The following is a 20,937-nucleotide window of genomic DNA, read 5'->3' on the forward strand; positions in this document are numbered from 1 at the left end:
TCGGTCGATTTCGGCGCCTGCGATGATGATCCCCGTGCTGATCGTCCGCGACGTGCCGGAGGCGATCGCCTTCTTCACGCACCTGCTCGACTTCGCGCTGGTCGTGGCCACACCGGATGACGCGCCATTCCATGCCGTGCTGCGCAGGGGTGCCGACGAGGTGCAGCTGAACCTGGCGCATGGCGACCGCGCGGCGGGCGGCGCGTCGTTCATCGTTGTCTGCGACGATATCGACGCGCGGTTCGCCGCTTTCGTCGATCGCGGGCTGGCGGTGCCGACGCGCGCGGATTCGCCGGTCCATGCAGGTCCGCTGGACCAGAGCTGGGGCACGCGCGAGGTCTATATTGACGACCCGAGCGGCAATACGATCATCTACCAGCAACGCTGAGCCTGGATCGCGCGGCCGGCCCGCGCGGAAGGCTCAGATGCCCGGCGTGCCCTGTTCGGCCAGCCGCGCCTGGGCGGCCCGGTATTTGACGGGTTCGGCGATGTCGAGACGTCGGCGCGCGGCGGCAAGGGGTTCGGCGAGCAGTGCCTCGTAATCCTGGGCATGGAGCCAGGCGGCGCGCCTGCCATGGCGATAGCCTTCCCACACCGCGGCGGCGAAATGGCGTTCGCCGGTGACGCGCAGGCTCTTGAGCGCCGCGCCCGCGCCGATGAACGCCCAGCCGAGACCGCCGGTCTGCGCATAGCTGAACGCGACCAGGCAGGCTTCGCCCAGATGCTCCTCGGCGGTATAGCCGGTCAGCACGTGCCAGATGTCGTGGATGTCGCGCTCGCGCCGGCCGAACCACGCATAGGGATGCGGCGCGTCGCGCCAGCCTTCATTGTCGGCATTGGCGATATCGGCGAGGCCATCCGGGGAAAAGCCGGTGCGGTCGAGAAAGGCGAGATACGCCGCGCCGACACTGTCCGCAGGCAGCGACGCGAGCCATTCGCGGTCGGCGAAGCGCCGGGCGAGTTCGACCCGGGCATAAGCGATTCGCCCGCCCTGCGGCGTCGACAGCAGCCGGCGATAATTGCGGTGCGAGGTGTCGCTGTTGAGCGCGCGCATGATGCGGAACACCTGAACCGTGTCGTTGCCGTCGGCGAGCAGCCGGCGCAGCGCGCGCCACGCCGCCCCCCAGTCGCGCCGCGTCGGAATGCCGGGATTCACGTTCGTATCGAAGGTCGTTGCCATGTCGTCCCCGTTACTGACATAACTGTTAATAGATCATGGCGACCGACACAAGTCGAAAGGGTGACAAGAGCTCTGGACATTTCATGCGAATCATGTAAAGAGCTCTTGTCAGAAGGTCGGCAATGGTTGTCACCTTCGGCGCGGATCGATGCGGTGAGGGACGGGTGAAGAACCGGTTGCGGGTGTTGCGGGCGGAGATGGCGATCAGTCAGGGCGATCTTGCCCAGCGGCTGGGCGTATCGCGTCAGACGATCAACGCCGTCGAGACCGACAAATACGACCCGAGCCTGCCGCTCGCGCTGCGCATGGCCAAGATTTTCGGAGTGCCTGTCGATGCCATCTTCCTTGACGAATGGGAACCTGCCGGGGCTCCCAATGCGTGAATTGAGCCTGCGCGCGAAGCTGCTGCGCATCGCCCTGCTCGCCGCGCTGGGCGGTGTCGCCGGCTATGCGGTCGGTCGACTGATCGCGCAGAACGGCCTGTTCGACGGGGTCGAGCCGATACCGCCGGCGGACGTGATGGCGCTGGCGCTGGCGTTCCTGCTGGTCCTGATGGGCGTCTGGGTCGCGATCGTCTCCACGCGCAGCGCCTGGTTCGCGCGCGCGGTCGAACAGCGCGAGCCCGGCGATACCGATCCGGTCGATCCGGCCGCGATCCGGTCGGCACGCATCCAGGCGGTGGTGTGCGTCATCGCCGGCGCGGTCCTCGCGGTGCCTCCGCTGGCGGTGGCGGCCGAACTGACCGACACCGCGCGCAGCCTGACCGCGATCGCGCTGCTCGCCCTGATCGTCGCACAGACCTGGCTGAACGGGCGGCTGTGGCGGATGAGCGATGAACTGACCCGGACCATGATCGTCCAGACGGGGGCCGCGTGCTTCTGGGGCCTGCAGCTCGCCCTGTTCACCTGGGCAGCGCTGGCGCGGATCGGCCTGCTGCCCGATTTCGGCACCTGGATCGCCGCGATCGTGACCATGGCGGTCTATCTGGTCGCGTCGATGGTCGTCGGCGTGCGGCTCGGCCTGGCGCGGGTCTGACCCGATATGCATATCGGTCGAGGCGATACGCGGATTTGCGCGTCGCCCCGGCATTGCGCCGGGAGCCGCTATCTTCTGCGCTGGATCAGGCAGCGGGACCGCGGCGCAAGGCCGGGGTGACGCGAAAAAAACAGACTCCGTTTCGAGACGATCTGCATTCGGTCAGCCGCTCAGAAAGAGCGGGTCAATCATAGGTCATCACGCCCCGAATCGGCGTCGTCACACCCGCATGGGCATGAGCACATAGAGCGCGGCGGACTTGTCATTCTCGCGGATCAGCGTCGGCGATCCGGCGTCGGCCAGGTGTACCTCGACCGTGTCGCCTTCGATCTGGCCGAGAATGTCCATCAGATATTTGCTGTTGAAGCCGATCTCGAACGATTCCGACGCATAGTCGCCGGGGACTTCCTCCGCCGCGGCGCCATGTTCGGGGCTGGTCACCGACAGCGTCACCTTGTCACGGTCGAGCGCCATCTTGACCGCGCGCGCCTTTTCGGTGGCGATCGTCGACACGCGGTCGACCCCGGCCATGAAGCTCTTGGGATCGAGCTTGAGCAGCTTGTCGTTGCCGGTCGGGATGACGCGGTTATAGTCCGGAAAGGTGCCGTCGATCAGCTTCGAGGTCAGGATCGCCTGGCCGAGATCGAAGCGGATCTTCGATCCCGACAGCGACACGCCGACCGAACCGTCGACCTCGTCGAGCAGCTTCCTGAGTTCGTTCACGCATTTGCGCGGCACGATGACGTCGGGCATCGCATCCGCGCCGTCCGGACGCGGCACGGTGACGCGGGCAAGCCGGTGGCCGTCGGTCGCCGCCGCCTTCAGCACCGGCTGGCCGGCCGCGCCGCCATCCTCGCTGACGTGCAGGAAGATACCGTTCAGATAATAGCGCGTCTCCTCGGTCGAGATCGCAAAGCGCGTCTTGTCGATGATCTGCTTGAGCAGTTCCGCCGACAGCTCGAAGCTGGTCGGCAGTTCACCCTCGGCGATCACCGGGAAATCGTCGCGCGGCAGCGTCGAGAGGTTGAAGCGCGCGCGCCCGGCAACGACGGTCAGCCGGCCCTCCGCGGCGGACAGCTGGACCTGTGCGCCCTCGGGCAGCTTGCGCGCAATGTCGAACAACATGTGCGCGGGCACGGTGATCGCGCCGGCCTGGTCGATCGCGGCGGGCAGCGTCTCGTCGATCTGGAGATCGAGGTCGGTCGCCATCAGGCGGATCACGCCCTGGCCGGTCGCATCGATCAGCACGTTGGACAGGATCGGGATGGTGTTGCGCCGCTCGACCACCGAATGCACGTGGCTCAGCCCCTTGAGCAAGGTTGCGCGTTCGATCGTCGCCTTCATTGTCCCAAAACCCCCGGTGCGCGCCCTATTCTTCCTGTCCCAGCGGGCGTGGGCCCGCGGGCGTGGCGCTTCGCCACCCGTTCATCTCTAACGTGAAAAAGGGCCGGAGCAAGCGGCCCCGGCCCTTCCCGACGATTTTGTGACGCCGCCCCGGGGCATGGTTCCCCGGGGCGGTGCATCGGTCCTCAGAACCGCCAGCCGAGCCCGGCGACGACCTGGTGCCGGTCGGTATCGATGTCGAAGTCGCCGCTGACCGCGCCGTCGGCAAATTCGAAATTCGCGTTCGAGTAGTTCGAATAGCGGTATTCGACCTTGGCAAACGCGTTGGGGCCCAGCGCCTGCTCCAGCCCCGCACCCAGACGCCAGCCGTCCACCTCGAAATTCTCGCGGAATTCGGTGGTGCCGTCATTGGCGCGCACGTTCAGGCGGGCATTGGTGTAGCCGCCCTTGGCATAGACCAGCGTGTTGGGCGCCGCGCGCAGGCCGGCGCGCAGGCCGACATAGAGGTCGCGGCCGGTGCTGACCCGGCCGAAGTCGAAAAATTCGGGATCGGCGGTGTCGGTTTCGACCTTGCCGGTCGAATCCGAATATTCCAGGTCGGCGCCGATCACGGCACGCGAGCCGATCGCGATGTCGTAGCCGGCCTCGACCCCATAGAGGAAGCCGTCGACCGTCTGGTCGTCGCCTTCGAGATCGCTGTCCTCGCTGCTGCCGGGGCGGATGCCGTCATAGCCGCCGAGCACCGCGATCCGCGGCCCCGTGAAGGTCGGGTCAGCGTCCTGGGCAAAAGCGGGCGTGGCCAAGGCCGACGTGGCGGCGAGGGCGACGAGAAATACGTAACGCATAGATACTCCTGAACTTCCACACCCCGATCGCGGGGTGGGAGGCGCTAACTAGGGAGCGCGCGAAGGCGTTGCATGAACCCCAGATAAACAAGGATTTCCGTTGCTTTTGCGCCACAGGGGGTTGAAATGGCGGCGATGGCAGATCACGCGACGGCGACCCGGAACCGGCCGGGCCGCGACTTCATCGCCCGGCATGGCGAAACCGTGTTCAACGCGACGCGCCGGTTGCAGGGCGAGCAGCTCCACACCCCGCTAACCCGCGCCGGCTTTGCCCAGGCCGACGCGATGGGCGCACGGCTGCGCGCGCTGCTGGGGCCGAGGCCCGCATTGACGCTGTGGTCGTCGCCGACCGGGCGCGCGCTCCAGACGCTGGCGGTGATCGCCGAGCACCTTGAGCTCGACTGGCACGCCGCGCAGGTCGATGCGCGGCTGGTCGAGATCGGCATGGGCAGCTGGGGCGGGCGCAGCTATGACGCGGTGATCGCCGAGGCGGGATCGGTGATCGACCCGGAGGCGCGGTCGCTGCGCCCCGCGCCAGATGGCGAGACCTATCCCGAGATCGCGGCCCGCGTGACGTCGTGGCTCGAGGCGACCGACGCCGACCCCGGCGACCGGCTGGTCATCATGCACGGCGTGTCCAGCCGCGTGCTGCGCGGCGTGATGACGGGACTGGCCCCGGCGACCACGCTGGGCGCGCCCGTCGCCCCCGGATTGCCGCAGGGATCGATCGTGCGGATCGCGCGCGGCGTCGAGCATGTCATCCATCGCGGCGATGGCGGCGGGCACGCATGAGGGGTCGCGCGCTGATGATCGCCCCCGCGTTGCTGATCGCTCCCGCGTTGCTGACCGCAATGCCGGCGCAGGCGGCGCGCGAGACGATCGGCGTGCACGGCCGCTGGGGCGCGTTTCGCGACGACGCGCCGCGCCGATGCTTTGCGATCAGCCGGCCGGTGCGATCGCCGCGCAGCCGTGCATGGCGCCCGTTCCTGAGCATAGCGCGCTGGCCCGGCACCGGCGCGCGCGGCCAGCTGCATGTCCGGCTGAGCCGTGCGGTCGACCGCCGCGCGCGCGTCACCCTGGCGGTCGGCGAGCGCCGCTTTGCCCTGCTTGCGGGACCGACCGACGCGTGGGCACCCGATGCCGCGACCGACCGCGCGATCATCGCCGCGATGCGCACCGCGCGCAGCCTGAGCATCGAGAGCGTGACCGCGACCGGCGTGCCCTTTGCCGATGTCTATGCGCTCGACGGCGCGGCGACGGCGATCGATGCGGCGGTGCTGGCCTGTTCGGGAAGCGTCGCGCGCAGCTGACCCGGCGGGCTGGCGGCGATGCTGGCGCCCATGCTGGCGAAAGTCGTGCGAGACGACTATATGGCCGCGATGCTTTCCCCATCGACCGTGCCCATGCCCGCCCCCGGGCGTATCGACCCCGTGCCCGTGCCGCGTGGCCCGGCGGTGCGCGCCGATGGTCGCGTCGACCTGATCGGGCTGCCGCGCGAGGGCGTGCGCGAGGCGCTGATCGCCGCGGGGATGGAGGCGAAGCAGGCCAAGCTGCGTGCCAAGCAATTGTGGCACTGGATCTATAATCGCGGCGCGACCGATTTCGCGGTGATGACCGATATCGCCAAGGCCCAGCATCCCTGGCTCGCCGAACGGTTCGTGATCGGCCGCCCCGAGGTGGTCGAGGCACAGGTATCGAGCGACGGCACGCGCAAATGGCTGTTGCGGGCCGATGCCGGCGACGGCCAGGGCGCGCAGGATTTCGAGATGGTGTTCATCCCCGATGCCGATCGGGGCACGTTGTGCGTATCGAGCCAGGTCGGCTGCACGCTCAATTGCAGCTTCTGTCACACCGGCACGATGCGGCTGGTCCGCAACCTGACGCCGGGCGAGATCGTTGGCCAGGTGATGCTGGCGCGCGATGCGCTGGGCGAATGGCCGTCCAGCCCCGACGGGCGGATGCTGACCAACATCGTGATGATGGGAATGGGCGAGCCGCTCTATAATTTCGACGCGGTGCGCGACGCGCTCCGGCTGGTGATGGACGGCGACGGGCTGGCGCTGAGCAAGCGGCGGATCACGCTGTCGACCAGCGGCGTCGTGCCGATGATGGCACGCGCGGGCGAGGAGATCGGCGTCAACCTGGCGGTGTCGCTCCACGCGGTGACCAAGGACGTGCGCGACGAGCTCGTGCCGCTCAATCGCAAATACGGGATCGAGGAACTGCTGCAGGCATGCGCCGACTATCCCGGCGCCAACAATGCGCGGCGGATCACGTTCGAATATGTGATGATCCGCGACAAGAACGACAGCGACGCCGACGCGCACGAGCTGGTCCGCCTGCTGCGCCGCTATCGCCTGCCCGCCAAGGTCAACCTGATCCCGTTCAACCCGTGGCCGGGCACCGATTACGAATGCTCGACGCCCGAGCGGATCAAGTCCTTCTCCAACATCGTGTTCGAAGCCGGCATTTCCGCCCCCGTCCGCACCCCGCGCGGCCGCGACATCGATGCCGCGTGCGGCCAGCTGAAGACCGCGGCGACGAAAAAGAGCCGGGCCGAGCGCGATCGCGAGGCGGTGGTCAGGGCTTGAACGTCCAGTCGATCGGAAAGCCCACCCAGACATTGTTGACGGCCTTGCCGTCCCTGATTTCCGGGTAGACGCGGAAATTGCGTGACGCGGCGAGCGATGCCGAACCGAATCCCATATCCGACGGCTGCTCCGACAATATCCTGCAGTTGTGCAAGCGCCGCGACTTCATCACCTGGCACGCAAGATAGACCGTCCCCGATGCCCGCGCGCGCCGGGCGGCCGCTGGCACAAACGGTGCCAGGTCCCGTTCGGTCGGGATGAACACCCATCGCGGCGGCACGATCGTCGGCGCGGCGCCATCGCCATCGCCGGCCCGCCGGCCGCGCCCGCTTCCAGTGCCACCAAGGCCCTGGTTTCCAGACCCGAGCGAACCGGCACCGTCGGCAGTGCCGCGGCCAGCGCGCGCGGTCCCGTCGTCGATCGATGGCAGCGGCAAGGGGAGCGGCGGCACCAGCGGCACCTCGGTCAGCTTCAGTGGCGGGTCGGTCGGCGGATCGGGCGGCGCACCCCTTGCGGCGGCCGGATGCCGGACAGCGTCCGGCGGACCCGCCGGCCTCGGGCTGCCGCCGCTTACGGTCCGGCGCGGAACGTCGGGCTCGGCCTGGGCCCGACGCTCGGGGGCCGGCATGCGGGGCAGCACGACAAACTCGGTCAGCAACGGTGCCTCCACCGCCGGGGCGATGACGGGCGGGACACCGAGCGTGAACAGCAACAGCCCGAGCAGGAAAAGGATTGCAGCGGACAGCGAGGCGGAAATGGCCCGCTCGCGCCAGGTGCGCGCCGTCGGCTGGGCAAAGGCATATCTGGCGTAGCCCGACTGCATCCGCGAAAAATGACGTAATGCCGGTCGACCGGCAAGAAACTTGGCGGAAAGCCGCTTCGTGGCGACAAGTCCGCGCAAAAGACCGGCCCTGCGGCCGTGCGCGTCAGATCAACGCCAGTCCCGCCAGCTTGCCGACGAGATCGGCAGGAAGCTCCGCGACGCTCGCCGTGCCCGAGCCGAGATCGGGGGGCGCATCCTTGGCCTCCAGATAGCGCCAGCCCTGATGCGCGCGCTTCGGGCGGGCCTGGACGAGCACGAGGCGCGGGTCGATATGGATCGCCACCCGGCCGCCCTCCGCGTCGCCAAAGCCGAGGATGGCGGAGCGAGCGACGAGCTGGTGCTTCAGGATCCAGTAGAGCGAGCCGCCGACGATCTCCGCATGCCGCTTGGGCAGATAGCGGGTGGTCAGCGACGCGCCGCCCGCCGCTTCGCGGCCCGCGAACCAGGATTGGAGCGTGTCGAGCGAGTCGGCGCCATAGGCGACTTTGGTCAGGTGAAGCGGCACCGGACTGATCTGGGCGGCACGGCGGCAGCGATCAAGACGGTATTTCGGCGGCGCTATCCGACCAGGCCGCTGACGGTCGCGAGGCCCAGGAACACCAGAAACCCCATCGAATCGGTCACCATCGTCACGAAGATCGACGACGAGATCGCGGGGTCGGCGCGGAAACGTTCGAGCGTGAGCGGCACGACCACGCCGGCCAGCCCCGCGATGACGATATTGGCGAGCATCGCGGTGCCGATGACCAGACCGAGCAGCGGATTGGCGAAGAACAGGCCGACCCCCACCCCGATCACCAGTGCCACCGTCGCGCCGTTGAGCACCGCGATCGCAACCTCGCGCCGCACCGCCCACAAGGTGTTGGCCGGGGTCAGCTGATTGGTCGCCAGTGCGCGCACCGTCACCGCCAGCGTCTGGGTGCCGGCATTGCCGCCGACACCCGCGACGATCGGCATCAGCGCGGCGAGCGCGACCATCGCCGCGATCGTATCCTCGAACTGGGTGATGATCGTGGCGGCGACCAATGCGGTGAACAGGTTGGCGATCAGCCAGCGCACGCGCGCGCGATAGGTGTCGCGAACCGGTTCGTTGATGTCGCCATCGCCGGCGCCCGACAGCAGCAGCGCGTCCTCGCCCGCTTCGGCCTGGATAATGTGGACGATGTCGTCGACGGTGATCATGCCGACCAGCCGGCCATTGGCATCGACCACCGCCGCGGAAATGAGCGCGTATTTCTGGAAGCGCAGCGCCACTTCCTCCTGGTCCATATCGACCGGAATCAGAGTCTGCTCGCGCTTCATCACGTCGCTGATCGCGACGACGCGCGGGGTGCGCAGGATCCAGGACAGGTTGCAGGTGCCGACCGGATGATGCGCCGGATCGACCACGAACACTTCCCAGAAATCGGTGGTGAGCTGGTCGTCGGCGCGCAGATAGTCGAGCACGTCGCCGACCGACCAATGTTCGGGCACCGCGATGAGCTCGCGCTGCATCAGGCGGCCGGCCGATTCCTCGGGATAGCTCAGCGCCTCCTCGATCGCGGCGCGATCGTCGGGGTCGAGCGCGCGCAGCACCGCGCGCTGATCCTCCTCGCCCAGATCCTCGATGATCGCGACCGCGTCGTCGGTGTCGAGCTCTGACGCCATGTCGGCGAGCTGGCGCGGCTCGAGCGCGTCGATCAGCACATCGCGCACCCAGTCGTTCATTTCCGCGAGCACGTCGCCGTCGATCAGCGGGGCGATCGCCGCGACCAGCGCGGGGCGATCGTCATTGGGGGTCAGTTCGACGAGGTCGGCGATGTCGGCCGGGTGGAGGGGCGCGACGCGGTCGCGCGCGCCCTCCTCATCCCCCGTGGCGACGAGGTCGAGCACCGAGCGCACGAATTCGGGTTTCAGGCGATCGTCGGCGTCCAGCCCGCTTTCGGTCGCGATCGCACCGGGGGCGTATTCCCGTTCGCTCATCCCCCGCCCCTCCCCGGTCGCGCGTGTCACTCCAGCCCCGCCCTAGCGCGTCGGCGGCGCGCGAACAACCGACGGCCGCGGCCCGCCTTGCCTGGACGCCCAGCCGCGCCTAGGGGGCGTTCATTCCTTTCGCCGCGTGGAGCTGCACCGATGTCCGAATTCACCACCCTGACCCTGACGCTCGACACCGGCGACGTCACCATCCGGCTGCGCCCCGACCTCGCCCCCGGCCATGTCGCCCGGATCGCGACGCTGGCCAATCGCGGCTTTTACGACGGGGTGGTGTTCCACCGCGTGATCGACGGATTCATGGCGCAGGGGGGCGATCCGACCGGCACCGGCATGGGCGGATCCGACGAGCCCAATCTGCGCGCCGAGTTCAGCCGCGAGCCGCATGTCCGCGGCGTGTGTTCGATGGCGCGTACCGCCGATCCGCACAGCGCGAACAGCCAGTTCTTCATCTGCCTGGACGATGCGACCTTCCTCGACGGCCAGTACACCGTCTGGGGCGAAGTGACCGACGGCATGGACCATGTCGATGCGCTGCCCAAGGGCGAGCCGCCGCGCAATCCGGGCAAGATCGTAAAGGCCGGCGCGGCTTGAAGCCTTTTGGCCCCGATCGCGGTTGAGCTGAACGAACGCCAGACCTCACCTGTCCCCCCGGCCTTATGCCGGGGTCTACCTCTCGACAGGGCGCAATCGGTGCTGGCAACGGCGCTGTGTGCGGTTTGGGTCATGTCATGATTGCCGGCGCGGTGAAGGCGGCACGGTGGACCCCGGCACAGGCCCGGGGTGACGATCAGGTCTGACCCGAGCCGCCTGTTTTCGGATTACTCCGCGGTCGTGGCGACGGTCGCGACCAGCCAGTCGTGGAACAGCCGGACCGGCTGCTGATCGAGCGCGCGCCGGCGACAGACGAACCAGTAGCTGTAGGCACTGTCGACCGCGGCGTCGAACAGGCGGACGAGCCGGTCGTCGCGCGCGCCCTCGAAATGCGATTCGAGCATGAACGCGACGCCGATGCCGAGCGCGGCGGCCTCCAGCATCAACGCGCCCGAATCGAAATGATCGATCGCCAGCGGCTCGAGGTCGGGAACCCCCATGGCGACGCGCCATTCGGCAAAGGTGTTGGGCATGTCGCGATGCACCAGCGCGGTCAGGCCCGCCATCTGCGCGGGATGGCGCACCGGCGCATCCCCCTCGACCAGCGCGCGCGCGCCGATCGCATAGACGCGGTTGCGGTCGAGCCGAACGCTGTGGAATTGCGGATCGACCGCGGGCGCCAGCACGATCGCTGCGTCGATCCCGTCGCCGAGCCGGGCGAGCGCGTTGCTCGTCGTATCGACATCGAGATGGAGGCGCGGATGCTGGCGACGCAGGTCGCCCAGGCGTGGCATCAGCCGCTGCGAGGCAAAGAGTGGCAGGACAGCCAGGCGCAGCCGCAGCACGTCGCCGCCGGTCGACATGGCTTCGACCGCATCGGCCAGCGTATCGAGCGCAGGGGCGATCTGCGCCAGCAGCCGTTCCCCGTCGGCATTGAGGACCATTGCCTGATGCCGGCGCTCGAACAACGCCTTCCCCACGAAACGTTCCAGCGCCTGGACCCGGCGGCTGAGCGCGGGCGACGACAGCGCAAGCTCGCTCGCCGCGGCCTTGAGCGAGCCCAGGCGCGCGACATGGACGAACGCTTCGATCGCGGTCAGGGGAGGAAGGCGGCGCATGGCAGATCATTGTGCGGTGCGGTGCGGGAACAGACAAGCGGCCGAACCGGCGATTGCGATCGTTTGTCGCCGATTGCGAAACTTGCAATCGGCTTTGTTCTTTTCGCACTTGCACAAAAGGATGACGCAGCGCACATAGGTGAGGCCTTTCAGGCATCCTCTCCTAAAACTTTCAAGGCCGGTCCTTCGGGACCGGCCCTTTTTTTCGCAAGAGGCCCCCTCGACTCGCTGGGACCGACACCCCACTTGGCGCGTTTGAACCCAGACCGACAAGGGGGCGCGCATGGCCGATGAAGAACAACAAGTCCGCCGGCTTCAGGTCGCGCATTCGCGTGCCGAGGACAGCGGCCGCGGCCTCGCCCACCTGCCCCGCGCGTTGATGGCCGCGCTCGGCCTGGCCGAGGGGGATGTGATCGAGATCGTCGGCAAGCGCGCGACCCCGGCGCGCGCGGTGCTGCCCTATCCCGAAGACGAGGGGCTCGAGATCCTGCGCATCGACGGGCTTCAGCGCGCCAATGCGGGCGTCGGGTCGGGCGACTTCGTCGAAATCCGCCGCGCCGAATCGAAGCCGGCGACCCGGGTCGTCTTTGCGCCTGCACAAAAGAACCTGCGGCTCCAGGGATCGGGCACCGCGCTCAAGCGCACCTTTGTCGGCCGGCCGCTGTGCCAGGGCGACGTGGTCGCCACCGTCGGCCAGCAGCGCGTCGACGATTTTCCCCCGAGCATCGCGCAATTTCCCCGCGCGCCCGCCTATGCGCTGCAGGAAATCCGGATGGTCGTGCTGGGCACCAGCCCGCGCGGCGTCGTCCATATCGATGCCGACACCGAGATCGAGCTGCGCGCCGATTATGAGGAGCCGCAGGACAGCCGCCGCGCCGATGTGACCTATGACGACATTGGCGGCATGAGCGCGACGATCGACCAGCTGCGCGAGATGGTCGAGCTGCCGCTGCGCTATCCCGAGCTGTTCCAGCGTCTGGGCGTCGATCCGCCCAAGGGCGTGCTGCTCCACGGGCCGCCGGGCACCGGCAAGACGCGGCTTGCCCGCGCGGTCGCCAACGAAAGCGATGCGGCATTCTTCCTGATCAACGGGCCCGAGATCATGGGTTCGGCCTATGGCGAGTCGGAAAAGCGGCTGCGCGACGTGTTCGAGGAAGCCAACAAGTCCTCGCCGTCGATCCTGTTCATCGACGAGATCGATTCGATCGCGCCCAAGCGCGGTCAGGTGACGGGCGAAGCCGAGAAGCGGCTGGTCGCGCAGCTGCTGACGCTGATGGACGGGCTGGAGGCACGCGCCAACGTGGTGGTGATCGCCGCCACCAACCGGCCCGAAGCGATCGACGAGGCGCTGCGCCGTCCCGGCCGCTTCGACCGCGAGATCATCGTCGGCGTGCCCGACGAGCGCGGCCGGCGCGAAATCCTGGGCATCCATACGCGCGGCATGCCGCTGGCCGAGGATGTCGACCTCAACGAGCTGTCGCAGACGACCTATGGCTTTGTCGGGGCGGATCTGGGCGCGCTGACCCGCGAGGCGGCGATCGAGGCGGTGCGGCGGATCATGCCGCGGCTCAACCTGGCCGAAGGCGGCATCCCGCCCGAGGTGCTCGACACGCTGTCGGTCACGCGCCGCGATTTCCTGGAGGCGCTGAAGCGCGTCCAGCCGTCGGCGATGCGCGAGGTGATGGTGGAGGCGCCGCGCGTGCGGTGGGAGGATGTCGGCGGGCTGGACGATGCGCAGATCCGGCTGAAGGAAGGCGTCGAGCTGCCGCTCAAGAACCCGCAGGCTTTCCGCCGGCTGGGCATCCGGCCGGCCAAGGGCTTCCTGCTCTATGGCCCGCCGGGCACCGGCAAGACGTTGCTGGCGAAGGCGGTGGCGCGCGAGGCGGAAGCGAATTTCATCGCCACCAAATCGTCCGACCTGCTGAGCAAATGGTATGGCGAGAGCGAGCAGCAGATCGCCAAGCTGTTCGCGCGCGCGCGGCAGGTGGCACCGTGCGTCATCTTCATCGACGAACTCGATTCGCTGGTGCCGGCGCGCGGCGGCGGCATGGGCGAGCCGCAGGTGACCGAGCGCGTCGTCAACACGATCCTGGCCGAGATGGACGGGCTGGAGGACCTGCAGGCGGTGGTGGTGATCGGCGCGACCAATCGCCCAAACCTGATCGACCCGGCGCTGCTGCGTCCCGGGCGGTTCGACGAGCTGGTCTATGTCGGGCTGCCCGACGCGGCCGGGCGTGCGCGCATCCTGGGCATCCAGACCGCGAAGATGCCGCTCGCCGCCGACGTCGATCTGGACGACCTGGCGGCCCGGACCGAGCGGTTCACCGGTGCCGACCTGGCCGACGTGGTCCGGCGTGCCGGATTGTTCGCGCTGCGCCGGTCGATGGGGGCGGACGACGTGACCCGCGCCGATTTCGACGCGGCGCTGGCCGATTCGCGCGCCTCGGTCTCGCCGGAAGTCGAGCGTGACTATGAAGCGATGCAGGCGCGGCTGAAGCAGGACGCGGTGGCGTTGCAGCCGATCGGCTTCATCGCGCCGGGGATGCTGGCGCCGCGCGATCGCCCCGACTGAGCCGCGCGGCTGCGTAGCCGAGCAGCAGGACGAGGACGCTCGCCGCCACCAGATAGGGCAGCGGCCGCCAATATTCGTAGAGCAGGACGCCGATCGAGGGACCGAGCACGAACGCCGCGCCGTTGATCGCGGTGATCTTGCCCGCCACCGATCCCTGTGCGGCCGCACCGACGGCCAGCGACGCGCCGGCGGTAAACCCCGGCCGGATGAACCCGAAGCCGAGCGAGGCGAGCGCAAAGCCGGTGGCGATGCCATAGAGCGACGTGGCAAGGCCCGTCATCACCGAGCCCGCGGCCGCCAGCGTGACGCCCCATAGCACGAGCTGGCGCGGCCGCAGGTCGAGCAGCGGGATAATCCCCCATTGCGCCAGCAGTGCGGAGCCCGCACCCATGATCAGCACCAGGCCGGTCGGCTGGAGCGCGTCGGCGGGCGCGAGCGCGAGCCGGTCGATCACCAGAAAGCCGATCGCCTGGCCGGTCATCGCCTGGGCATGGCCCATCGCCAGTCCGATGACGATCCAGGTGCGGATGCGGCGATCGAAATAGCCGACCGCCTCGCCCCGTTCGGCGGTGGCCGCGGTAACCGATGCGCCCGAGCTCTGGCCGCCGATCGAGGGATAGCTCGCCGCCGCACCGGTGGCATGGGCCACCGCCCCGTCGCGCGGCAGGTATCGCCAGGCCGCGAGGGTGACGAGGACGCCGAACGCGCAGAAGACGAAGGCCGGGCCCGCCAGGCCGATCTCGATCCGGCCGGCATGGCCGAGCACCAGATAGGGCGCGAAGGCCGGGCCCAGGATCGTCCCCAGCCCGAATGCGGACGCGAGCAGCGACAAGGCGCGCGTCCGTTCCTCCCGGCTGGTCCGCCCGGCGACCAGTGCCTGGACCGCGGGCGGCGCGGCGGCACCGAACGTGCCGTAGATCAGCCGCCCGCCGATGAAGAGCAGAAACGCGACCGACGGTGCGATCCAGCCGTTGATGCCCGCGACCAGGAAGATGCCGCACAGGAACAGCGACACCGAAAAGCCGGTCATGCCGACCAGGACCATCAGCCGCCGCCCGGTCCGGTCCGACCGGTTCGCCCAGAAGGGCGCGGCGATGACCCATAGCAGCGCCGACACCGAGAATGCCGCCGCCACCGCGCTGTCCGCGACGCCGAGTGATCGACCGAGCGCCGGCAGCACCGACTGGAGCGCGGTGTTGCCCGCGGCGATCGCGAGCATGACGGTGAAAAGCAGCGCGAATGTGCGATCGAACCGGACCATCCCTCACTCCGCCTGCCAGCGATAGTCACGCTCGACCCGCGTCACGATCGTCTCATAATCCGCATACCAGTGCGCCCGGCCGAGATCGCGGATGCGACGATGTTCGGGATGGTCGCGCCAGGCGATCGCGCTGGCTTCATCCGCCCAATAGCTGATCGTGATCCCGAAACCGTCGTCGCCGCGCGCATGTTCATGGCCGCGATAGCCCGGCTGTTCGCGCGCCAGCGCCTCCATCGCGTGCGCCGCGGCGGCATAGGCGGCATCGTCGCCGGGCCGGCGGCGCGACTGGAAGATGACGGCGATCTCGCCGCGGCGGCGGTTGCGCATGACGGCCCGCGCATGACGCGGCGCGCCGATAATGGCAAGCGTGACACGCGCAAGCGCAGCAGGGGCAGACGCGGCGGCAAAATACGCCAGCTTGCAAAGTCTTTGCAATTTTGGGACTGACGGTGACACTTTCCCAATCATTGCGCGTTCTTGTGGCTCCCATGACCTATAGTGATTCCTCAATCCCGCTGCCGCGGACCCGACGGCACGAACGGCCCCCCTCGGCGGCCGCGATGTTTTTCCGCGGTTTCCTGAAGCATCCGGTGATGGTGGGATCGATCATCCCGTCGTCGCGCGTGCTGATCCGTCGCATGCTGGAGCCGGTCGACTGGTCGAGGACGCGGCTGTTCGTCGAATATGGCCCGGGAGTGGGTACGTTCTGCCGTCCGGTGCTGGACCGGCTGGCGCCCGACGCGACGCTGCTGGTCATCGACACCAACCCGGATTTCATCGCCTATCTGCGCGCGACGATCCACGATCCCCGCTTCATCGCGGTGCACGGATCGGCGGCGGATGTCGGGCGCATCATGCGCGAACACGGTCACGAGCACGCCGACTATGTGTTGTCGGGCCTGCCCTTTTCCACGCTGCCACCGGGCGTCGGCGACAAGATCGCGGCAGCGACGGCGGAGGTGCTTGGCCCGGGCGGCGCGTTCCTCGTCTATCAGTTCTCACCCAAGGTCCGCGCGTTCCTCGCCCCGCATTTTCCGCGGATCGACCACGACATGCTGTGGCGTAACGTGCCGCCGGCGCAACTCTATTGGGCCATGGCCGCACCGGCACCGCAAGGCGATGCAAAGGTGGATTGACGGGCGCAGCGCGACACCACACATCATGCGCCATGACCACGATCAACCTGTCCGAGTCCGAGTGGCGCAAGAAGCTGTCGCCGGAGGCCTATCACATCCTGCGTGAAGCCGGGACGGAGCCGCCGTTCACCGGGCGGTACAACAACAACAAGGCCGACGGCGTCTATCGCTGCGCCGGATGCGGCACCGTGTTGTTCGACAGCGTCGACAAATATGATTCGGGTTCGGGCTGGCCGAGCTATACCCAGCCGGCCGACGCGGCCAACGTCACCGAGCATGGCGATGACAGCCACGGCATGCGGCGCGTCGAAGTCCGCTGCGCGGTCTGCGACGGGCATCTCGGCCATGTCTTTCCCGATGGCCCGCCGCCCACGGGCCTGCGCTACTGCATCAACTCCGCCTCGCTCGATTTCCGGGCGCGGAGCGCGGGGGAGGCGAGCGACGCCGCGTGATGCTTGTGGGCAGGGCACTTAGCCCCTAATCCACGTCGCTTCGATGGCTGCACGTTCCGCTTCCAAACCGCGCCGCTGGCGCCGCATCCTCGGCTGGACGGTCGTGGCCGGCGCGATCGTCGGCCTGTTCGCACTGATCGCGCTGACTGTCGCGGTGTTCAGCGCGCGTGCGTCGCTGCCCAGCTTCGCCGCGCTCAAATCATCGCAGAATGGCCAGATGATCCAGGTGCGCGCGGTCGACGGCACAATCATCGCCTCGCTCGGCCCAAGCTATGGCGAATGGATCGGCTATGACCGCATCCCGCCGGTGATGCGCGACGCGATGATCGCGGTCGAGGATCGCCGGTTCCGTGCGCATCCCGGCGTCGATCCGATCGCGCTCGCCCGCATCGCCAAGTTCGCGATCGACAATCGCGGCACCGGCCGCCGGCTGCAGGGGGCATCGACGATCACCCAGCAGGTCGCGCGCACGATTTTCCTGTCGAACAAATACGATGTCAGCCGCAAGCTGCGCGAAATGGTGCTGGCGCTGGCGATCGAGCGCAAGTTCACCAAGGACCAGATCCTCGAGCTATACCTGAACAAGGTCTATTTCGGCGGCGGCGCCTATGGCATCGACGCGGCATCGCGCCGCTTCTTCGGCCATCCGGCGACGCAATTGTCGCTGTCGGAAGCCGCGGTCATCGCCGGCCTGGTCAAGGCGCCGTCGCGCTATTCGCCGACCGCGGACGCGCAAGCCGCGATCGACCGCGCCAGCGTCGTCCTCGACCTGATGGTCGAGACCGGCGCGATCACCGCCGGCGAAGCCGCGGCGGCGGCACCGCAATCGGTCAAGCTCGCCCCCGAGCCCAAGCAGAACAGCGTGCGCTACTTCACCGACTGGGCCTTGCCCCAGCTCGACCTCCTGATCGACGAGACCCAGGCGCCGCTGGAGGTGTGGACCACGCTCGACCTGTCGATGCAGCGCGACGCCGACACCGCGATCCGCGCCTTTGCCCCCGCCGGGTCGCAAGGCGCGCTGGTCGCGCTCGACCGCGACGGCGCGGTCCGGGCGATGGTCGGCGGCAAGGATTATGTTTCGTCGATCTACAACCGCGCCACCCAGGCGACGCGCCAGCCCGGATCGGCGTTCAAGCTGTTCGTCTATCTTGCCGCGCTCGAAAACGGCTTCAAGCCGACCGACATGGTCGTCGACGCCCCGATCACGATCAACGGGTGGAGCCCGCGCAACAGTTCCGGGCGATTCAACGGCGAAATGACGCTGCGGACCGCCTTCGCCTATTCGATCAACACGGTCGCCGCGCGCCTGGGCCAGGAAATCGGCTTCGTCACCATCGCCGACATGGCGCGCCGGTTCGGCATCACGACGCCGGTGGATACCCAGCCGGCAATGGTGCTGGGCACATCGGACGTCCGGCTGATCGACATGACCCGCGCCTTTGCCTCGGTCGCGCAGAAGGGCGTTGCGGTGACCCCGTTCGGCATCACCCGCGTGACCGCCAATGGCGAGACGATCTATGCGCACAAGGTCGACACGTCGCGCGTGCTGGTCGCGCCGTTCGTGGCGGCGCAGATGACCGACCTGCTGCAGACCGCGGTCGCCACCGGCACCGGGCGGGCGGCGCAGATCGGCCGGCCGGTCGCGGGCAAGACCGGCACGACCACGCTCAACAAGGACGGCTGGTTCATCGGCTTTTCGAGCGGGATCACCACCGGCGTGTGGATGGGACGCGACGATTCGCGCCCCGTCGGCGGATTGCAGGGCGGCACCGCCCCGGCGCGGGCCTTTGCAAGTTTCATGGGCAAGGCCGTGCGCAACCGCCCGGTCGAGGCGTTCGACACAGAGGTCACGCTGCCCGAATGGCAGCTCGAGCCGGACGCCGAATCCTATCTGGGCGAGCCGGACAATGGCGCAATGCTGGTCGACCCGGACGGTAATCCCCTCGAGCCGGGCGAGGGGGTGGAGGGCGCACCCTATCCGGGCGGAGAGTTCGGCGATCCCGCCGACGAGGGCGAGACGGCACCGGCACCCGAACGATTCGACCAAGGCTGGATAGACCGGGCGATCGGGCGCGAGCCGCGCGAGCCCCGGCGTGAGCCGACCCGCGAACCGACCGGACGCGAGACGAGCCGCCGACCGGCTGAGCAGCGACCACCTGTCGTCGTACCCGCCCCCCGCGCCTATAACGGCCCGCCGCCCCCCGTCGTCAAAATCACGCCGCGCGAACAATCGAGCCGAAACCAGTACCGTCAGGTCGAACGCCCGATCCAGTGAAGCGTCGCGCCGTGGCGCCGCAACCACGCCATGGCCGGGGCCGGATCGTCGTCCAGCAGCTGCGCGACCAGCGCGTGAAAGGCCGGGCCGTGGTTCATATGGACCCGATGCGCGACTTCATGCGCGGCGGTCGCCTCCAGCACGAACGGCGGGGCAAGGATCAGCCGCCAGCTGTACCGGATCGCGCCGGTCGCCGTGCAGCTGCCCCAGCGGCGGCGGGCGTCGCCGATCGCAACGCCCGAAACGGTGACGCCGGCGCGCGCGGCATAGCGCGCGGTCGCCTCCCGAAGCGCCGCCAGGGCCTGCTGCCGCAACCAGCGATCGACGCGCCCGGCCAGCGTGTCCGCCGGCCCGCCGACCCGCAGGAGCACGCCGTCGCATGCCGGCGCGCGCGGCGCGGCGGAATCATGCGCGATGGTGAGGACGATGCCGCGAAAGGGCAGGGTCGCCCCGTCGGCAAAGGGCTGCGGCCGGGGCAGGCGCGCACGCTGGCGCTCGATCCATTCGCGCTGGCTCTCGGCCCAGGCGAGCGCGCGGCGCAGATGTGCGCGTGGCGGCAGGATCAGCCGGATCCGGCCATCGGCGGGATCGACCGAAAGGCGCGCACGGCGCGCCCGCGGGTGGCGGCGCACCTCGATCATGCCCGCATCCGCGCCGGTCACAGGCGGCGATCGGTCAGATGATGTTCGAGGTCGTCGCCCGCCTCGACTTCGGAAACCGTCCAGCCGCGGGTCGATTCGCCGGCGCGGTGCACCGCTTCACGATCGCCGCAGACCAGGTAATGCCATTCGGGCAGCGGCTCGCCCGCGGCGCGCAGCCGATAGGCGCAGGTGCTGGGCAGCCAATCGATGCGGCGGACATTGGCCATCGACAGCCGGGTACAATCGGGCACGAACGCGCGCCGCGCGCGATAATTGGTGCAGCGCCCCGCGCGCCGATCGAGCAGGCGGCAGGCGACATTGGTCGGGAACAGCTCTCCCGTCTCCTCATCCTCCAGCTTGTGCAGGCAGCATTTGCCGCACCCGTCGCACAGCGCCTCCCACTGGGCGCGATCGAGCGCCTCGAGCGGCCGGTCTTCCCAGAATCGATCGCCGCCTAGCGCACCCATTTGGCCAGCTCCGCCGCGACGGCCTGCGGGCTTTCATCCTGCGGCAACAGCGCCAGCGGCTTGCCGTCGGGATCGAGCAGATAGGCCTGGCGGCTATGATCCATGTCATAAGCGTCGGCCGTGCCGCCGTCCGCGCGGCGATAATAGACCGCGAATGCCTTCGCGACCGCGGCGATTTCGGCATCGCTGCCCGTCAGCGCGACGAAACGGGGGTGAAAGGCGCCGACGAACTGCTTGAGCGCAGCCGGGCGGTCGCGCGCGGGATCGATGGTGATGAACACCGGCGTGACGCGCGCGCCGCGCGCCGGCTCTGCCTGCTCGAACAGGCGCAGTCCGGCGGCGATGTTCTGGACATCGGTCGGGCAGATATCGGGGCAATAGGTATAGCCGAAATAGAGGATGCGATATCGCCCGGCGAGCTGGCGGTCGCTGAACCGCCGGCCGTCCTGGTCGGTGAGCGTGAAGGGCGCGCCGATCCGCGCCCCTTCCAGCGGGGGACGCGGCGACGAGCCCGCGTCGCACGCGGCCAGGGCAAGGAGCACGCACAGCGCAATCAATCGGACAAAAACGACGTTCATGGTATCGCCAGCCATGATCTGATACGAGCCCGCTTGCAACATCGACGATCGACC

The 20,937-nt window shown here is 68.6% G+C and carries 23 protein-coding genes; 11 read left to right on the top strand and 12 right to left on the bottom strand.

All coding sequences use genetic code 11. From position 1 onward, the window contains the following. The first annotated feature begins 22 nt into the window (after nt 1-22). On the top strand, nt 23-388 hold the full coding sequence (locus GO308_RS10740; RefSeq protein WP_240885424.1) for a VOC family protein: 366 nt from the start codon (nt 23-25) through the stop codon (nt 386-388). A 33-nt stretch (nt 389-421) separates the two neighbouring features. Here the strand turns inward: GO308_RS10740 and GO308_RS10745 are convergent, their stop codons facing one another. Continuing rightward, nucleotides 422-1,180, bottom strand: coding sequence for a Coq4 family protein (locus GO308_RS10745; protein ID WP_240885425.1), 759 nt, complete (start codon nt 1,178-1,180; stop codon nt 422-424). A gap of 164 nt (nt 1,181-1,344) precedes the next feature. Between GO308_RS10745 and GO308_RS10750 the strand changes: the two genes are divergently transcribed. Together GO308_RS10750 and GO308_RS10755 are read left to right on the top strand one after the other, a co-directional pair. After that, nucleotides 1,345-1,563: a helix-turn-helix transcriptional regulator gene (locus GO308_RS10750; protein WP_240885813.1), complete on the top strand. Its 219-nt coding sequence runs from the start codon at nt 1,345-1,347 to the stop codon at nt 1,561-1,563. Continuing rightward, entirely contained in the window at nt 1,556-2,215 is a 660-nt protein-coding gene (locus GO308_RS10755) for a hypothetical protein (protein ID WP_240885426.1), read from the top strand. Before GO308_RS10750 ends, GO308_RS10755 begins: the two co-directional genes overlap by 8 nt. Before the next feature lie 219 nt (nt 2,216-2,434). Here the strand turns inward: GO308_RS10755 and dnaN are convergent, their stop codons facing one another. Together dnaN and GO308_RS10765 are read right to left on the bottom strand one after the other, a co-directional pair. Further along, on the bottom strand, nt 2,435-3,559 hold the full coding sequence (gene dnaN, locus GO308_RS10760) for a DNA polymerase III subunit beta (RefSeq protein ID WP_066483312.1): 1,125 nt from the start codon (nt 3,557-3,559) through the stop codon (nt 2,435-2,437). A gap of 185 nt (nt 3,560-3,744) precedes the next feature. Next, nucleotides 3,745-4,404: an outer membrane beta-barrel protein gene (locus tag GO308_RS10765; protein ID WP_240885427.1), complete on the bottom strand. Its 660-nt coding sequence runs from the start codon at nt 4,402-4,404 to the stop codon at nt 3,745-3,747. Nucleotides 4,405-4,530: 126 nt separating this feature from the next. Between GO308_RS10765 and GO308_RS10770 the strand changes: the two genes are divergently transcribed. From GO308_RS10770 to rlmN, 3 genes are all read left to right on the top strand, one after another. Continuing rightward, nucleotides 4,531-5,196 (top strand): histidine phosphatase family protein, encoded by a 666-nt coding sequence (locus GO308_RS10770; RefSeq protein ID WP_066672226.1) that lies wholly within the window; start codon nt 4,531-4,533, stop codon nt 5,194-5,196. Then, on the top strand, nt 5,193-5,714 hold the full coding sequence (locus GO308_RS10775; protein WP_240885428.1) for a hypothetical protein: 522 nt from the start codon (nt 5,193-5,195) through the stop codon (nt 5,712-5,714). The genes GO308_RS10770 and GO308_RS10775 overlap by 4 nt, the downstream gene beginning before the upstream one ends. Before the next feature lie 93 nt (nt 5,715-5,807). Beyond that, complete coding sequence (gene rlmN / locus GO308_RS10780; RefSeq protein WP_082731672.1) at nt 5,808-6,995, top strand: 23S rRNA (adenine(2503)-C(2))-methyltransferase RlmN; 1,188 nt, start codon at nt 5,808-5,810, stop codon at nt 6,993-6,995. On the opposite strand, the gene GO308_RS10785 is transcribed toward rlmN, so the two are convergent. The 3 genes from GO308_RS10785 to mgtE all read right to left on the bottom strand — a co-directional run bounded on the left by GO308_RS10785 (nt 6,985) and on the right by mgtE (nt 9,780). Continuing rightward, nucleotides 6,985-7,818 carry a TonB family protein gene (locus GO308_RS10785; protein WP_240885429.1) on the bottom strand — a complete coding sequence of 278 codons (834 nt, stop codon included), beginning with the start codon at nt 7,816-7,818 and terminating at the stop codon, nt 6,985-6,987. The two genes, rlmN and GO308_RS10785, sit on opposite strands and share 11 nt — an antisense overlap. A 103-nt stretch (nt 7,819-7,921) precedes the next feature. Continuing rightward, nucleotides 7,922-8,323, bottom strand: coding sequence for a DUF1489 domain-containing protein (locus GO308_RS10790; protein WP_240885430.1), 402 nt, complete (start codon nt 8,321-8,323; stop codon nt 7,922-7,924). Between the two features lie 53 nt (nt 8,324-8,376). Then, nucleotides 8,377-9,780 (bottom strand): magnesium transporter, encoded by a 1,404-nt coding sequence (mgtE, locus tag GO308_RS10795; RefSeq protein ID WP_240885431.1) that lies wholly within the window; start codon nt 9,778-9,780, stop codon nt 8,377-8,379. Between the two features lie 150 nt (nt 9,781-9,930). Here mgtE and GO308_RS10800 point away from each other — a divergent pair, with 150 nt between their 5' ends. Further along, on the top strand, nt 9,931-10,383 hold the full coding sequence (locus GO308_RS10800; RefSeq protein ID WP_066483296.1) for a peptidylprolyl isomerase: 453 nt from the start codon (nt 9,931-9,933) through the stop codon (nt 10,381-10,383). Nucleotides 10,384-10,610: 227 nt separating this feature from the next. On the opposite strand, the gene GO308_RS10805 is transcribed toward GO308_RS10800, so the two are convergent. Next, nucleotides 10,611-11,501 carry a LysR substrate-binding domain-containing protein gene (locus tag GO308_RS10805; RefSeq protein WP_066483293.1) on the bottom strand — a complete coding sequence of 297 codons (891 nt, stop codon included), beginning with the start codon at nt 11,499-11,501 and terminating at the stop codon, nt 10,611-10,613. A gap of 283 nt (nt 11,502-11,784) precedes the next feature. On the opposite strand from GO308_RS10805, the gene GO308_RS10810 reads away from it, so the two are divergent. After that, nucleotides 11,785-14,073 carry a CDC48 family AAA ATPase gene (locus GO308_RS10810; RefSeq protein ID WP_240885432.1) on the top strand — a complete coding sequence of 763 codons (2,289 nt, stop codon included), beginning with the start codon at nt 11,785-11,787 and terminating at the stop codon, nt 14,071-14,073. On the opposite strand, the gene GO308_RS10815 is transcribed toward GO308_RS10810, so the two are convergent. Both GO308_RS10815 and GO308_RS10820 read right to left on the bottom strand, forming a co-directional pair. Continuing rightward, the gene (locus GO308_RS10815) at nt 14,030-15,334 is read right to left on the bottom strand and encodes an MFS transporter (protein WP_240885433.1); all 1,305 of its coding nucleotides are present in this window, start codon (nt 15,332-15,334) and stop codon (nt 14,030-14,032) included. The two genes, GO308_RS10810 and GO308_RS10815, sit on opposite strands and share 44 nt — an antisense overlap. 3 nt (nt 15,335-15,337) lie before the next feature. Further along, on the bottom strand, nt 15,338-15,661 hold the full coding sequence (locus tag GO308_RS10820; protein ID WP_240885434.1) for an antibiotic biosynthesis monooxygenase: 324 nt from the start codon (nt 15,659-15,661) through the stop codon (nt 15,338-15,340). A 233-nt stretch (nt 15,662-15,894) separates the two neighbouring features. On the opposite strand from GO308_RS10820, the gene GO308_RS10825 reads away from it, so the two are divergent. From GO308_RS10825 to GO308_RS10835, 3 genes are read left to right on the top strand one after another with little or no spacing between them, the layout of a single operon-like run. After that, nucleotides 15,895-16,470 carry a methyltransferase gene (locus GO308_RS10825; protein ID WP_240885435.1) on the top strand — a complete coding sequence of 192 codons (576 nt, stop codon included), beginning with the start codon at nt 15,895-15,897 and terminating at the stop codon, nt 16,468-16,470. 32 nt (nt 16,471-16,502) lie between these two features. Beyond that, a complete protein-coding gene (gene msrB / locus GO308_RS10830) occupies nt 16,503-16,922 on the top strand; it encodes a peptide-methionine (R)-S-oxide reductase MsrB (protein WP_066483277.1) in 420 nt (139 codons plus the stop codon). 43 nt (nt 16,923-16,965) lie between these two features. Beyond that, nucleotides 16,966-19,197: a PBP1A family penicillin-binding protein gene (locus GO308_RS10835; RefSeq protein ID WP_240885436.1), complete on the top strand. Its 2,232-nt coding sequence runs from the start codon at nt 16,966-16,968 to the stop codon at nt 19,195-19,197. Here GO308_RS10835 and GO308_RS10840 read toward each other — a convergent pair. Genes GO308_RS10840 through GO308_RS10850 form a run of 3 tightly spaced genes read right to left on the bottom strand, consistent with a single transcriptional unit; the run spans nt 19,173 to nt 20,883 of the window. Further along, entirely contained in the window at nt 19,173-19,838 is a 666-nt protein-coding gene (locus GO308_RS10840; RefSeq protein WP_240885814.1) for a SprT family zinc-dependent metalloprotease, read from the bottom strand. The genes GO308_RS10835 and GO308_RS10840 overlap by 25 nt on opposite strands. Before the next feature lie 17 nt (nt 19,839-19,855). After that, a complete protein-coding gene (locus tag GO308_RS10845) occupies nt 19,856-20,305 on the bottom strand; it encodes a YcgN family cysteine cluster protein (protein ID WP_066549389.1) in 450 nt (149 codons plus the stop codon). After that, nucleotides 20,293-20,883, bottom strand: coding sequence for an SCO family protein (locus GO308_RS10850; protein WP_240885437.1), 591 nt, complete (start codon nt 20,881-20,883; stop codon nt 20,293-20,295). The genes GO308_RS10845 and GO308_RS10850 overlap by 13 nt, the downstream gene beginning before the upstream one ends. Nucleotides 20,884-20,937: the final 54 nt, after the last annotated feature.

Origin of the sequence: Sphingomonas sp. SFZ2018-12, assembly GCF_022496715.1 — a bacterium.
Lineage (GTDB): Bacteria > Pseudomonadota > Alphaproteobacteria > Sphingomonadales > Sphingomonadaceae > Sphingomonas.